The 15,121-nt window shown below is 34.9% G+C and carries 9 protein-coding genes; 2 read left to right on the forward strand and 7 right to left on the reverse strand.

Annotated elements, in window-relative coordinates:
* The first annotated feature begins 32 nt into the window (after positions 1-32).
* On the forward strand, positions 33-950 hold the full coding sequence (locus tag CHB81_RS09430; protein ID WP_089351645.1) for a hypothetical protein: 918 nt from the start codon (positions 33-35) through the stop codon (positions 948-950).
* A gap of 403 nt (positions 951-1,353) precedes the next feature.
* Here CHB81_RS09430 and CHB81_RS09435 read toward each other — a convergent pair whose 3' ends face one another.
* The 6 genes from CHB81_RS09435 to CHB81_RS09460 all read right to left on the reverse strand — a co-directional run bounded on the left by CHB81_RS09435 (position 1,354) and on the right by CHB81_RS09460 (position 11,656).
* Positions 1,354-3,378, reverse strand: a complete 2,025-nt coding sequence (locus CHB81_RS09435) for a glycoside hydrolase family 97 protein (RefSeq protein WP_089351646.1) — start codon at positions 3,376-3,378, stop codon at positions 1,354-1,356.
* Between the two features lie 25 nt (positions 3,379-3,403).
* Entirely contained in the window at positions 3,404-4,648 is a 1,245-nt protein-coding gene (locus CHB81_RS09440; protein ID WP_089351647.1) for a glycoside hydrolase family 71/99-like protein, read from the reverse strand.
* Between the two features lie 818 nt (positions 4,649-5,466).
* Positions 5,467-6,981, reverse strand: coding sequence for a RagB/SusD family nutrient uptake outer membrane protein (locus tag CHB81_RS09445; RefSeq protein WP_089351648.1), 1,515 nt, complete (start codon positions 6,979-6,981; stop codon positions 5,467-5,469).
* Between the two features lie 25 nt (positions 6,982-7,006).
* Positions 7,007-10,012: a TonB-dependent receptor gene (locus tag CHB81_RS09450; protein WP_254921033.1), complete on the reverse strand. Its 3,006-nt coding sequence runs from the start codon at positions 10,010-10,012 to the stop codon at positions 7,007-7,009.
* A gap of 29 nt (positions 10,013-10,041) precedes the next feature.
* Positions 10,042-11,124 (reverse strand): hypothetical protein, encoded by a 1,083-nt coding sequence (locus CHB81_RS09455; RefSeq protein ID WP_089351673.1) that lies wholly within the window; start codon positions 11,122-11,124, stop codon positions 10,042-10,044.
* A gap of 7 nt (positions 11,125-11,131) precedes the next feature.
* Positions 11,132-11,656: a DUF5004 domain-containing protein gene (locus tag CHB81_RS09460; RefSeq protein ID WP_089351650.1), complete on the reverse strand. Its 525-nt coding sequence runs from the start codon at positions 11,654-11,656 to the stop codon at positions 11,132-11,134.
* Between the two features lie 471 nt (positions 11,657-12,127).
* Here CHB81_RS09460 and CHB81_RS09465 point away from each other — a divergent pair, with 471 nt between their 5' ends.
* The gene (locus CHB81_RS09465) at positions 12,128-13,726 is read left to right on the forward strand and encodes a DUF6377 domain-containing protein (protein WP_089351651.1); all 1,599 of its coding nucleotides are present in this window, start codon (positions 12,128-12,130) and stop codon (positions 13,724-13,726) included.
* Between the two features lie 117 nt (positions 13,727-13,843).
* Here the strand turns inward: CHB81_RS09465 and CHB81_RS09470 are convergent, their stop codons facing one another.
* On the reverse strand, positions 13,844-15,067 hold the full coding sequence (locus CHB81_RS09470) for a sterol desaturase family protein (RefSeq protein WP_089351652.1): 1,224 nt from the start codon (positions 15,065-15,067) through the stop codon (positions 13,844-13,846).
* Positions 15,068-15,121: the final 54 nt, after the last annotated feature.

The raw sequence follows: 15,121 nt of genomic DNA on the forward strand, positions 1-15,121 counted from the left end.
AAATTTTATACCAAAATCTAAAAATAAATCTCATGAAAAAAATATTTTCTTTATTGATTATTTCCCTTTTTTGGTTTTCAGCTCATGCTCAAAATACTGCTGAAATCTCTGCGGAGACCACTTTGCCTGTTTTACAAAACGATAATTCATATGAACTCCAGAACTCTGATGCCGAAGATTTACCTTGGCACGGTAGACGTTTTAAAGTAACTGCAGGAGCCTTTTTTCCTGTTAATAATACACAAATTCAGGTTGGAACCAATAACGGAAATCACGGAACAGAAATAGATCTCGAAGATGATTTAGGTTTCTCAAAATCAAGTTCTTCTTTTATGGGAACATTTGAATGGCGTATTTCAAGAAGATCCAGATTAGGTCTTGAATTTTTCGCTTTGAATAGAAATTCTAGTAAAACCTTAGAAAAAGAAATTGATTTTGGTGAACATACTTATGAGATCAATACAAGAGTAAGTGCTGTTTTTGATGTTCAAATTGCAAGAATTGCTTATGGTTATGCTTTTCTGTCTAAGCCAAAATACGAAGCAGGTTTATTAATTGGTGCACACGTACTTTTTGCTGATTTAAGTATGAGAGTTGATGCCAATCAGGCCGTTTTAGAATATAAAGATAGTTTCAATTTCACTGCTCCGCTACCAGATATCGGAATTTGGGGGGAATTTGTTTTAGGAAAACGTTTTGGCTTGTATGTAAATGCTAATTATCTGGCAGTACAAATTGATAATATCGATGGCCGAATTGTAAGTTATAATTTAGCGCTTTCTTATAATGTTCATAAAAACTTTAGTCTTACAGCCGGATATACCGGCCTGAACTTTAAAGTAGATACCGTAAGAGAAAGACTAAACGGATACCTGAAATGGGGCTACAACGGACCAACTATCAACGCTGTTTATGCTTTTGGTAATCATGTTAAGTTTTATAAACATTAGGATTTGATTTTTGAAATTCCAAATTCTGAAATTCCAAATTCCAATAGCGTACAGACGAAGTAAATCACAATCGTAGCTCGACAAAGATTGGCGATTCTGCACGCGTCCCAAGGCTAAGGGATGGTGTGATTTCTCCTTACGTCGAAATTGACAAGATTGGGTTTTGATTGCGAATGATGGATTAAAATCCATCCCTACAATATATTTTGTCCCTTCGGGACTGCCCACGATTTGTTCATTTCGAGGAACGAAGAATTGTAACTCAACAAAAATTGTGCTAAAACTTATAATCTCTTCCATGAACTTACATGGTAAAATAACAAAATAACAAACCCGATACCTTCAAAAGAGATATCGGGTTCATTGCTCAAACCAAACTTAATTCAAAATAAACGTCACTAACTTATTTCTCGATTAAAGAGAATTTTATAGCTGTTCCTCCGCCAGCTGCCAATTTAATATTCAGTATTGTTTTACTATTTACTTTTTGTTTTGAAATTGCAACCGGATAAGGATTCGTTTTGTAGTTTGCTCCTGCTCCATCGGCATAAATTTCGGCTTCGTAATCTTTTCCTGCATCAAGGAAAGATAAACCTACTTTAAGATCTCTGGAATTGCTATTTGTGATAGATCCCAAATACCAATTTTTTCCGTCCCAGTCTTTACGGACAATTGTAGTGTATTCTCCAATTTTAGAATCCAGAACTTTAGTATCTGACCAATTGCAAGGCACTTCTTTTACAAATTCAAATTCTGGTTTTCCTTCGTAGTTTTCAGGCAAGTCAGACGCCATTTGCAACGGACTGTAAATGATTACATATAAAGCTAATTGGTTTGCCAAAGTTGTTAAAACTCTCGCTCCTGAAGGCGTTTTATAATCAAAATTGAAATTACCTGGTGTGTAATCAAAGGGTCCAGAAAGCATTCTTGTAAAAGGTAAAGTTGTTAAATGTTCCGGAGTATTTCCGCCATCAACAGACCAAGCGTTGTATTCCTGTCCACGTCCGCCTTCCTGAGACATAAAGTTCGGGTATGTACGCTGTAATCCCGTTCCTTTTATAGGTTCGTGATTGTCGATCATGATATGATATTTCGCAGCCGTTTCCATTACTTTTCTGTAATGACGCGCTCCGTACTGGCTGTCGTGCCATTCTTTTTTGTCTAAATATTTATTTACATAGCCCGTTTTTACGGTATTCACACCCATTTTGTGATACAGTTTAAAAGCATCTTCTAACTGGCTTTCATAATTTTTTGTGGCACCTGCCGTTTCATGATGTCCTATTAAACGAACATTTTTAATAGCGGCATACTTCGTTATTTCTTCTAAATTAAAATCAGGATATGCTTTAGTATAACTAAACGCAGATCCATCGGCAGTCCAGTCGCCGTCCCAGCCCTCGTTCCAGCCTTCTACCAGAACGCCGTCAAAATTGTTTTTCGCAGCAAAATCAATGTATTCTTTAGTATTCTTAGTTGTCGCCCCATGTTTTGGCCCCTGTCCCCAAGTATATTTTTCTAAGTGCATTCCCCACCAGATTCCAATATATTTTGAAGGTGTAATCCACGAAAGATCTTCAATTTTCGAAGGATCATTCAAATTCAGCATAATGGTCGAAGTCGCCACTTCTCCCGGAGTTTTCCCCACAACAATGGTTCTCCAAGGGGTATTAAAAGGAGTTTGGGCATATACTTTTACACCATCTGCCCAAGGCACCAATTCGCTTTTGTATTGTTTATTATTTGTTTTTAAAAGTGTCATTGAGGCAAAATCAGTCAAATTGGCTTCGTGAATGGCTACATACAATTTCTCTTTGGTTTCAAAAGTTGCAGGAGTATTTATGGTATCGGTTTTACTCACTGCTGTTTTGCGATACGTGCTTTCGTAATAGCTGTTTTCGCGGTGCACCGGAATCCACCAAACATCATTCTCAGATTTGAAAGTGAATTGCGTAATTTCGTTAGTGATTTTCACTTTTCCTAAATGGGACTGTTTTGGGAAAAAGTATCTAAAACCAACGCCATCGTCAAAAACTCTGAAAATGATATCTACCAAACGCTCTTCGCCTTTTGATTCTTTCAAATGAACAATTAACTCGTTGTGGTGATCTCTCACTTTTCTGAATTCTCCCCAAGGTTGTTCCCAAGTTTCATCTGACGTTTTTTCTTCGGTGGAAACCACTTCAAAACCTTCGGTCATTTTTGGAATTCCCTGAAATTCAAATCCCATCAAAGAAGGTTCTATTACGGATTTTCCGCCAGAGGTAAAACTATATTCAGGCTGACCTGAAGCGGTTAATCCAAAAACTAATTCGGTGTTTTTTCCCGGAGAACTTATTCTGTATGTTTTTTTAGTACCAGCACTGCAAGCGTAAATTAATATTGACGCTAAAGCAATTAGACAGTATCTATATTTTATGTTTTTCATTATTTAATTGTATTAATTACAACTCTTATTTAATTTCATTTATTAACTGTTTTGCTTTTGCGGGCTGCATCGAAACAAAGTAATTAAAAGCCTGATCTAATTTTTTCTGGGCATCGGCACTACCCTTTTTTTCTACTCGCAGGTTGTAAAGTTTACTGATATCGGGAAAAACCGTTTCGGTATTTTTTACACCGGCAAATGTTTTTACTTTTTCGATATAACTATAACCAAATTCTACTGTTGGTTCGAACATTGTTCCTTCGCCAAAGTCATTCCACGTAATGAGTTGCAGGTAGTTTAAGTTTGCATTTTTAGCCAAAGAAAGTGTTTCATCAAGTGTGGCTCCATTGTTTGGTTCTATTGTCCATCCAATGGCGGAACCACCACCACCTTCGGCATAAAAATCTTTAAAACCTGGATAAGCACTTCCCATTGCAACAGAAAGTTTTGGTTTTGTATTGGTATAAAAATTGGTCAAATAGGTACTGTTTTTAAATACCCACGCATATTCGCCGGAAGCATTGTCTCCAGCTTCTACAGATTGATCCCAAAGGGTTAAAAAAGTAGGTTTTGTAGTTAAGGTATTAAAAACGTTTGTCCATTCTGCGGGAGTTTGCAATATTATTGGTCCAAAATTTAGCAACAATGGTTTTCCGTTTATTTTGATGTAATTTTTATCGTCAAAATAATTGTTTTGCATGTACGCCAAGTCGGTTTTTGCGGCAGCGGTTACAGAGATTGCTTTTCCGGCATCAACCACATTTTTCGTCACTCTGTCTTCATAAACAATGGCGTATTCCAGACCAACTTTGTCTAGCATTGCAATTAATTGTTCTGTATTTTCTTTTACCATTCGATAATCATTGACATCATAAGTACCATACCAATCGATCAAAACTCCGTCAATTCCAGAATATTTCATCAATAATAAATGATTTTCAATCACATTTTTATCACCGGAATGGTATGGACCAATTAGTGGATAATAATAGGATGCGATTTCTCTGCGGCCGTTTACTCCTACTATGTTTGGATTTTTGTTTGCCATTGTCCAGTGATATCCCCATTTTTTATCGGCACTACTTTCATTGGTTTCAAACCAAGGCATATAGTGCACGTAAATTTTGGTGCTATTTGTTTTTTCAATGGCAACAGGTGCAAGTGTTTCTGGTTCTGTAGGTTTATCTGAACCTTTGTCATCGCTGCCGCTGCAACTGATGAACAAAATGTTCATGATCCAAAAAAACAATAATGTGATATATCTTTTCATATTGAGATAATATTTGTTTTATGATTGTTGTGGTTATTTTTTTTTGCCTTTGATTTTGAAGTCTTTGGCTAAAATTATTTCACGCAGATTTAAATTGATTTAAGCTGATTCTGCAGATTTATTATAACTTATATTTAAATTAAATCTGCTTTAATCTGCCGAATCTGCGTGAAACAAAAATCCTTTTAAGCTTTTTAATCCTTTAATCTGTGGCTGAAATTTTCTCTCGCAGATTTGGCTGATTTAGCTGTTTTTTTTTTTGCTCACTATTTGTGAATAAATTATTTCACGCAGATTTAAAATGATTTAAGCTGATTTTGCAGATGCTTTTAATAAAAATCAAATTAAATCTGCCTTAATCTGCCGAATCTGCGTGAAACAAAAAATCCTTTTGAGCTTTTTAATCCTTTAATCTGTGGCTGAAATTTTCTCTCGCAGATTTGGCTGATTTAGCTGATTTTTTTGCTCACTATCTGTGAGTAATTTATTTCACGCAGATTTTAATTGATTTAAGCAGATTTTGCAGATGCTTTTAATAAAAATCAAAATTAAATCTGCCTTAATCTGCCGAATCTGCGTGAAACAAAAATTCTTTGCCATTAATTTTGAAATTTTCATCGGAATTATTTCACGCAGATTTAAAATGATTTAAGCTGATTCTGCAGATGCTTTTAATAAAAATCAAAATTAAATCTGCTCAAATCTGCCGAATCTGCGTGAAACAAAAATCCTTTTAATCTTTTTAATCTTTGGCTCAAAAAATATGAATATGTCAGCCTTCCACGACTAACCAACATGGAAGACTGACATTCCAGAACCTAATTTACAGGATAACCAGGATTCTGTACCAAGTTTTTATTTGTTGTCATAACCGTACTCGGAATTGGGAATATTGCTCTGTATTTCTCCGTTGGCCCTTTTTCCCACCATGAATCGAAGAATGTTCCAAAACGGATGTTGTCTGTTCTTCTTCTTCCTTCAAATGTAAATTCCTTAAGCAATTCCTGATCAATAAAATGAAGATCTATCGTTGCAGGCATTTCTTCTCCGGCACGCGCTGTTACCTGTTGTAAAAATGGTTTTGCTAAATCCGGAGATCCTAAACGAACGTAACATTCGGCTTGCATCATTAAGATTTCGGCATAACGAATTAAAACAAAATCATGATCGCGCTCCCATTGTTCTCCAGCTTTCATCTCGTATTTTCCTAAACGGACTCCTTGATTTTCTTTAGCGTCGGCTACACTTGTAACTTCTTCTGTGTAGGTTAATGGCTCTCCGTTATCCATCAAAATAACTTGTCCTGTTGCTACACTAATCTGATCACCGGCAACCATACATTTCTTTCTTTTGTCTGTATCTGCAAAGACGGAATAAACTCCCGGTTGTGCACACATTCCGTTTGCGCTCCATGGATAATCATTTCCTGATGCTGAGATTGTCAATTTATGCAAGTAATGACAAGACATTGAGTTCATATAATTTCCTACTGTTCCTGCTTTTGAATCGTAAGGAATAGCAAAAATAATTTCTGTTGATTTTTGATTTTCTGTAGCAAAATTGGCAAAGAAATCAGGTGTTAATGTATAACCTGTAATCTTTTGACACATGCTGATACAATCTTGCCAACGTGCTGTTCCAATAAAAGCTTCAGAGTTAAGATACAATCTCGCCAATATAGAATAAGCTACATTTTTTGTCATTTTAGAATACACTACATTTCCGGTTAAATGCGGAAGTGCATCTGTCAATTCTTTCTCAACAAAATCATATACTTGTTTCCTTGTAGAATTTGATGGCAAAGAAGTATCCTGAAAATCCGTCACAATTGGCACATTTCCAAATAAATCCAAAAGATTATAATAGTAATAGGCTCTCAATGCTTTTAATTCAGCATAAATTGGAGCTTTCGCCGCAGCTGTCAATGCCGATTTATCAACCTGATAAATAATCGAATTGATTTTAGCTATTCCGGTGTAATTGTAACGCCAAGCCGAAAGAATCAAACGATTGTCCGGTTTCCAGGTATGTTTTTGAGCTTCCTGATATTGTCCGCCATCGTACCAGTTTGTACCTCTGGTTGGAATCGTAGCTTCATCTGAAACTGTTTCTTCCAAAAAGAATACATACTCAGAAGTTGGATAGTTATTAGATATTCCATCGGCAAATCCTCTCAATGAAGAATAGGCTCCACCAACTAATGCATCTACCTCTTTTGGAGTATTTCCAAAATTCCCATCTTCTACCTTATCATATAAATCCTCATTTAAATTGGTACATGATATCGTAAAAAGCATGCTAATGAATAGTGCTGCTGTTATTTTGATTTTCATTTTTTATATTTTTGAGTTAATTCGCTTAATTATTAAACGTGAAATTTAATCCTACAGAAATCGTCGTTGGTCGAGGATAGTTGTTATACTTATCGATTCCCGGCGCTGCTAAACCTGTTTGATCAGCACCATCCTGAGCATTTAAACCAATCTCCGGATCTACACCTTTGTAACCTGTAATTACAAATAGATTTTCTCCCATAAGATACACTCTCAATTTTGAAGATTTAGATCTTAACGGCATAGTATAACCTACTGAAAGTGTCTGAAGTCTAAAGAATGAAGCATCTTCGATCCAGTAATCTGAATATTTTGGAGCCGATGTAATTCCTGTGTTTAAGAAACTATCCGGAACATTGAAAGTTGGTAATCTGTTAGGATCATTCAACATCATGTTTGTAGCGTTTAATGCTTTTTGACCAAACATTCCGTATCCTGAAATACCAAGATCAAAGTTTCCGTACGTAAAATTCATTCCGATACCCATAGTCAAATCCGGCTGAATATTTCCTAAATCTGTTTTGTCAGCATCTACTAATGCACTTTCAGGAACTACAGTTCCCGCTGCATTATAGTACTGAATTTTACCATTTTCATCAAGTCCCGCATTTCTGAATCCCCAGAAAGTTCCAACAGGATATCCTTCGGCAATAATTTGAGAATATTGTCCTGACATACCTGCTAATCCGTGTAATGATCCGCTGTAGATAACATCTGTTTTATAGGTTGGATTTGATAATTTTTCAATTTTCTGAACGTTGTGTCCTAATGTTAAATTAGCATTCCAGGAAAATTTATCTCCTTTTATGATGTCTGCATTCAAGGTAAGTTCCACTCCTTTATTTGACATTTCTCCAACGTTTGCCAACATTGTTCCTACTAAATAAGGAGGTTGTGGCACTTCGTAAGTGTATAATAAATCGTCTGTGTTTTTAGAATAATATTCGAATGAACCTGTAATTCTATTAAATAAACTAAAGTCTATACCAATATTCAATTGTCTTGTAGATTCCCATTTCAAATCAGGATTTGGATTTTGTTTTGGCGAATAAGCCAAACTCCATGTTCCTGTTGCAGGATCGTAGTAACTATCGTTTCCAACTCCTAAAATCGAAAGCGATTTGTATTCACCAATTCCGTCCTGATTACCGGTAACTCCATAACCAACTCTTAGTTTCAAATTGTCTAACCAGCCTTTTGTAGAACTCATAAACTCTTCGCTCGAAATTTTCCATGCCACAGATGCAGATGGGAAAGTTCCCCATTTATTGTTTTCTCCAAAACGGCTTGAACCATCACGTCTTACTGTTGCAGTCAACAAATATTTGCTATCATAAGAATAATTTGCACGAGCGTAAAACGAAACTAAATTTGATTTTCCTTTATAAGAATAAACATCTCCTAAACGATAATTGTAACCTGCACCTAAATTGTTGTAGCTAAAAGCATCAGTAACAAAACCGCTGCGTTGCGCTCCAAAACCTTCATAAATATTCTCTAAATACGAATATCCTGCAAGAGCTCCAATGGTGTGTTTGTCAATTACTTTATTGTAATTCACGTAAAGTTCTCCTTGTGCATTTGCATATTCAGCATACGTTTTTTGAGCATAACCATCTTCAGTTATACCTTCCATAACGGCGTAGCTTGGTTTATAAGTACTTCCTTTTACCGCATTATGTTCGTACGAAATATTTCCTACAGCCGTAAAATCATTTAAGAATTTAACTTCTGTTTTAAAATACCCTAATAATCTGTGTCTTTCATTATCTACTGTTCTATTGGTTAAAATCTCAACAGGATTCTCGTAGATAGTTCCCGCTACAGATGAAAACTTTCCGTTAGAATCATATACGGGAATTGTTGGATTTAAATTATAAGAGCGTTCAAAAATTCTATAATCCAGAGGATGCCATTTGTCAACATTTGCAAATAAACCCATGTCAAATTTCACATCTTTATTATCTCCAAGATATTGGTAAGCACTTACGTTTCCGCTCAATCTTTCCAATCCTGTAGTTTTGATAACTCCTTCATTATTCAGGTAAGAAAGTGAAGTTCTAAAACCACTATCTGCTTTTCCTGAATTAATACTCAAAGTATGTGATTGCGAAATAGCTGTTTGCTCAAGTGCTTTTTGCCAGTTTGTGTTTCCGCCATAATCAATTGCGTCCGTGTTTCCGGTGCTGCGAACATATCCTCTCCATTGATTTGCTGATAAAAGATCTAAATTGTCTGCCACATACCCAATGCTTGATAAACCGCTGTAAACTACAGAAACACCTTTTGTTCCTGATTTTGTTGTAATGATAATAACTCCATTTGCTCCTCTTGATCCGTAAATGGCTGTCGCCGAAGCATCTTTTAATACGTCTATAGATTTAATATCTGATGGCTGAACCACGTTGATATCTACACCTGCAATACCATCAACAACAATAAGCGGGCTGTTGCTTGCTGTAAGCGAAGTTCCTCCACGCAATCGTATTGTAGAACCCGCAGCAGGATCTCCCGAAGGACGAATTATAGCCAATCCCGCAACTTTTCCCTGTAAAACCTGTTCTGTAGAAGAGATTGTTCCTTTTACTAAATCATCCGCTTTAAGCGAAGAAATAGCACCCGTTAAATCTGATTTCTTTTGAGTTCCATATCCAACAGAAACTACCTGAACTTCTGCAAGCTGATAACCGTCATTTTGTAAACGAACATCGATATTTGCTTTTGTATCTGCAGTAATTTGAACTTTTTGAGTTGTTGATCCAATAAAAGAAACTTCAATTGAACCTCCTACGGCTACATCCAGCACAAATTTTCCGTCAAAATCTGTTGTAGTGGCATTTCTGGTTCCAGTTTCTAAAACTGAAGCTCCAGGCAATACATTTCCTGTATTGTCATAAACGGTTCCTGACACATGTTTTTTTCCCTGAGCAAACATTCCTGCCGAAAGAAAAAGCATGAAAATCATGAATACCAGCGATTTAGTAGTCCACATTTGCTGTAGGACTATTTTTTTATTTTTACTATTCTTCATTAGAATTGATGTTTTAATTTGATAGTGAATTATTTGTCTAAGGTTTTAAGAGGCATCGTCGTATCCGAAATCGTTTTGTCTTTATTGTCTTTTACCAAAACATGAATCTCAGTTAAATTCGGAATACCATTAAGTTCTGAAACCAAATTGACAAATCCCTTTATCTCAGCCGTTCCACCTGTAAATTCTCCGGTAATAATTTTACTTCCCGCAGTAATCGTGTAGATCAATTTGTTTACACCAGATTCATTGTTTTTTCTTGACATACCAAGAAAATCTTTTTGACTGATTTGCAATGGGAAAAATCCAAAAACCGGCGCTGGTGGCGGTACATAAGCTCCTGCGTATAAAACCTGATCCGGAGTTGTTGCTGCCCAATTGTCTTTTACCATCAGAAAAACTAAATTTTTCATCTCGTAACCATCCGGCGCATTGTAGTAATCTTTTGGAACTAAATCCATTTTATAAAAACCGTTTCCTAAATCTTTCAGTTTTGTTTTCTCAACAATCTCCGGTAACCATGATTGGTATTCTTGTTTAAGATCCCAATCGTTCAATCCGCTATGAATGTGTACACTTGAAGCACCTGCAAATCCAGGAATTAGATTAGCATTAAACAAAATACTTACTCCTTTATCAATAGTTGGTTTTGTTGGATAAGCTCTGATCAGCTCATTTGCAGTGTAAAATGATGAAAAATCAGTATATGGCACATTTGCCACTTCGCTTTGTTTCGATCCGTTTTTATTTTTTAAACGAAACCAAAATCCTGCGCTTGCTGCAATTTCATCTGGGGTTTTAGAGAAATAGGTTGTTGGAGTTAAAGTAAAACTCCAAACTTTGTTGCCTTCATAATGCAGTTTTGCAAAATCTGAAGAGTTTTCCCAGTTTCCTGCATCTGGTTCAGACGGTGACCAAATCCAGATATAAAGATCCTCAGTTTCTGCAAATGTGGTTCCTGAAAGATCAAAATACCAGGTAACTTTTTCATCATATTTGTACACTACCGGAAACGATGACATTGCACCTACAGATCCCGCAGCTTCTTGCGCTTTCATAAAATTAGGAGCCATCAAAAGGGCAAGTAAAATTGTATATATAAATTTTTTCATATTACTTTTAATTAATAGCATTTAATTTGAATACATAAGACACGAACGGACTACCTCCTGAAGAGTGTATCAATTGAAACTCCATTTCTCCATTTTTACCCGGAACAGAAGTCAATATAAGTTCATCTGTTTTTTGAGTTTTTCCAGCATCACTATACAAATAGATTTTTGCAGGACCGTTTCCAGTTGTTTGTTGAAAGGCTGTGCTTAATTGCCAAAATCCTTTTGCAGCAAATAATGGAGGAACATTGCCTGTAACTTCATAACTTGTAGGATTTTCATTTTCATCTACGTTAAATTTGATTTTAAAATCTTCGTAGTTAAACCAGGTACTCAAGTTTTGTTCGTTTGGTTCGATCTTATTTGCCTTCGCAAATTCATCAACCATTTTCAAATTTGTTAATCCCCAGTTTCCATTTACTTTCTCATAAATGGTAATCGGGTCAACGTAGCTTCCGTCATCTGTATTGTCACAGCCAATGGCAAACAAACACATAATAACAGCTAACCAATAAATACTTTTACATCTCATACAATTGTGGTTTTTGTTAGTTTTTTATCCCTTTAAAAGGACAGCACGAAACTAGATGTTAAATAAATCTAAAAAAAAAAATCTGCGAAAAATCAAGATGAAATTCAGAGAAAACAAATACTAAATTATTAAAAATCAACAGATTGTATTTTTAATAGATTTACAAAAATCAAGATGTTGTATAGATGAAAAAGCATAAAATCAATGGTAAAAATGACAATATGGAAATTAAATTATATATTTTTTCAACTATACATATATTTATTAGCTTTTTATTGTATAATTGCAAGTTATTAAACCACTTTTAACATTTCAAAACCATTTTCTCGGGCTTAACTTCCTTTTTAGATGTATTTTAAGAAGAAGTTGCTCATTTTAAAAGTTGCTAATCATCAACTCTTAAACTAAATTTGAATTAAAAACGAACTAGCTCAAAAAGAACCCAAAAATTCCCCTAAACCAACCCAAACCATGCAAAGAATATTAATTCTATATTTTTTCATTGCGGGTTTTTCTCTAACAGCCAAAGAGACAAATCCTGTTCTAGAAGAATTAGATAAAGTACTACTCAAAAAAGAGGTGTACTTAAAACAGAAATATCATAAAATTGAAGCATTAAAAAGAAATGTTTCAAAATTTACGGTAAGTCAAAACAACGAACAGTTGTACAATACCTATATGGCATTATTTGAAGAGTATAAATCCTTTAAATATGACTCTGCTTATTACTATCTTGAAGAAGCCAAAATAAAAGCCATCGTTTTAAAAAACCCACAATATTTGGCCAAAAGCCGAATTAAAGAAGGTTTTGTACTGCTTTCTTCGGGCCTTTTTAAAGAAGCTATAGATACCTTAAATATCATTGACGACAAAAAACTCGATCAAAAGCACAAATTCGAATATTATTCCATCAAAGCCCGCGCCTATTATGATCTGTCCGATTATAATGGTGATAAGCGTTTTAATATCCATTATGTACAGCAAGGAAATCATTTCCTAAAAAAAGCACTGGAACTCATAGGTACCAATACCAATGAATATTGGGCAGCCGAAAGTTTAAAGCGCTTAAAACAGCAGGATTGGCGTGGCGCCGAATTTGCGTTTAGCTATTGGATCAATAATTATGATTTACCGCCGGATTATTACGGTATTGCAACTTCTAGCTTAGGTTATATTTATTCGGAAAGAGGATATACTAAAAAAGCCATTCAATATCTCGCACTTGCCGCTATTGCCGATGTTAAAAATGCGACAAAAGAAACCGTTGCCCTTAGAAATCTGGCTAACGAACTCTTTAAAATGGGGTATCTCGACAAGGCAAATGAGTATATTAATATTGCTATGGATGATGCGACATTTTATAATGCAAGACATCGTAAAATTGAAATTTCGTCCATATTACCTATTATCGAAAAGGCACAGCTGAACAATGTAAAAGACAAAAATGATAAACTCGAGAAGATCATTATTCTATTGACAATCCTGACATTAATTATCGTTTTGTTTTCGATTATCATTTTCAAACAATTAAAGGAAAGAAATAAAGCCCGAAAAATAATGGCTTCGTCTTATGCACAACTTCAGGAAATGAACATCAGTTTGAGTGAAGCAAATGCGATTAAAGAAGAATATATTACGTATTTTATCAAGGCAACTTCGGCTTTCATTAATAAAATAGATCACATTCAGAAAAGTACGCTGCATAAAATCATCACCAAGAAAACAGATGAAGTTATTGCAAGTTTGAAACGCTATAATGTAAAGGAAGAACGCGAGAATCTTTTCCATCAATTTGATGAAATCTTCCTGAAGTTATTCCCCACTTTTGTGAATGATTTTAACCATTTATTCCCGAATGACCACAAATGTATTGTCAAAAAAGGAGAACTTTTAAATACTGAACTCCGCATTTTTGCTTTATACCGATTAGGAATTCAGGACAGCAGTCAAATGGCGGAATTTCTGGAACTTTCTGTAGCTACAATCTACACGTACAAAACCAGAATCAAAAGCAAATCAGATTTTAAAGATACTTTTGAAGAGAAGATTATGGCAATTAAAACTATTTAATTTTTTGCCACGAATTTCACAAATTAGCACGAATTAATTTTTATAAATTAAATGCTACCAAAAAATTACCATGTAGAATAATTAGTGGAAATTTGTGAAATTCGTGGCAAACTTTTTTCATTCCGATGTTTCTAATTGAAGTATTACGTTTTGATATCTTTTTCCAAGAGAAAATAATTGCTCAACAAAAATCATAATTGCCAACGGAACAAAGAAAAACGCAATCATATTTTCTTCGTATAAAAAATAAGTTGTGATCATAAAAATACGGGCATACTCCAGATAATACATCCATTTTCGCTGTTCTAATAAGGCGCCACAATTAATAAGCGTTATCAAGATTATAGAAAGAACAAAAACCTTATCCAAAACACTTAAAAGGTCAAAATAATAGGTAAAAATAGTTAATACCAAAGTAGCGATTCCTAATTGTATATAAAGATAATTCCGGAATCTCAATCTTTGATGCGGATTGGTTTTATCCTGCAAAAAGCGTTTTTCTAATGTTGGACGAATATCCTGATCCATGTGTGCGGGACTTCCAAAAACGGCTTTCCATCTGGCTTTAAAACCTTTCGATCGTTTCCATAATTCATAAATTTCAAAGTAATAATGAAAGTGTTGCCACAAAAAACTATAACTCTTTAGCGGATGCGTTAATCCATATTTGGGTCTTTCTTCTTCTTCCTGGAAAGTTCCAAAAATACGATCCCAAAAAGTGAACATATCACCATAATTTTTATCTAAATATTTCTCGTCAGAAGCATGATGAATTCCATGAACCGAGGGCGTTACAAAAACATATTCCAACCATTTTATCTTTCCTATAAGTTGAGTATGTGTAAAAAAAGAATACGCACCATGAACAATGAGCATAGTGATTACCATTGTAGGATGAAAACCAGCAAAAGGCAAAACACACCAAAATCCCGTTCTGACAATCGCCTGAAAAGTGGTAATTCTGGCTGCTGCCGTAAAATTAAATTCTTCGCTATGATGATGTACAATATGCGCTGCCCAGAAAAAATTGACTTCATGCCCCAATCTGTGGTACCAATACCAAACAAAATCTGTTGCGAGAATTAATCCAATCCACACAAAAGCATTACTTGGAATGTCAAAAATTCGATAATTGTTATATATCAAATAATACAATTGATAAAAACTGGCCGCAATAAATAAGTTGATTAATCTTTCGGCAATACCAATACTAATATTTGAAACAGAACTTTCGTAATTGAAAATTTCCGGTCTTTCTTTTCGTTGAGCCAATTTATATTCCAGAAATAAAAACAAGAAAAAAGCGGGCATTGCAAAGGCAAGAAAATTAATATGTTCCATTTTTAAAAATTACTTTTTTTGATTTCTAAAAAACTTTTATTCGATTCATTTTAA

Source organism: Flavobacterium sp. ov086 (assembly GCF_900187965.1).
In the GTDB taxonomy this organism is placed as follows: domain Bacteria; phylum Bacteroidota; class Bacteroidia; order Flavobacteriales; family Flavobacteriaceae; genus Flavobacterium.

What these genes read in the sequence shown, in the direction of transcription:
- CHB81_RS09435 (WP_089351646.1), bottom strand. Translation starts at nt 3,378, where the DNA reads ATGAAAAACATAAAATATAGATACTGTCTAATTGCTTTAGCGTCAATA.
- CHB81_RS09470 (WP_089351652.1), bottom strand. Translation starts at nt 15,067, where the DNA reads ATGGAACATATTAATTTTCTTGCCTTTGCAATGCCCGCTTTTTTCTTG.
- CHB81_RS09445 (WP_089351648.1), bottom strand. Translation starts at nt 6,981, where the DNA reads ATGAAAATCAAAATAACAGCAGCACTATTCATTAGCATGCTTTTTACG.
- CHB81_RS09450 (WP_254921033.1), bottom strand. Translation starts at nt 10,012, where the DNA reads ATGAAGAATAGTAAAAATAAAAAAATAGTCCTACAGCAAATGTGGACT.
- CHB81_RS09440 (WP_089351647.1), bottom strand. Translation starts at nt 4,648, where the DNA reads ATGAAAAGATATATCACATTATTGTTTTTTTGGATCATGAACATTTTG.
- CHB81_RS09455 (WP_089351673.1), bottom strand. Translation starts at nt 11,124, where the DNA reads ATGAAAAAATTTATATATACAATTTTACTTGCCCTTTTGATGGCTCCT.
- CHB81_RS09430 (WP_089351645.1), top strand. Translation starts at nt 33, where the DNA reads ATGAAAAAAATATTTTCTTTATTGATTATTTCCCTTTTTTGGTTTTCA.
- CHB81_RS09465 (WP_089351651.1), top strand. Translation starts at nt 12,128, where the DNA reads ATGCAAAGAATATTAATTCTATATTTTTTCATTGCGGGTTTTTCTCTA.
- CHB81_RS09460 (WP_089351650.1), bottom strand. Translation starts at nt 11,656, where the DNA reads ATGAGATGTAAAAGTATTTATTGGTTAGCTGTTATTATGTGTTTGTTT.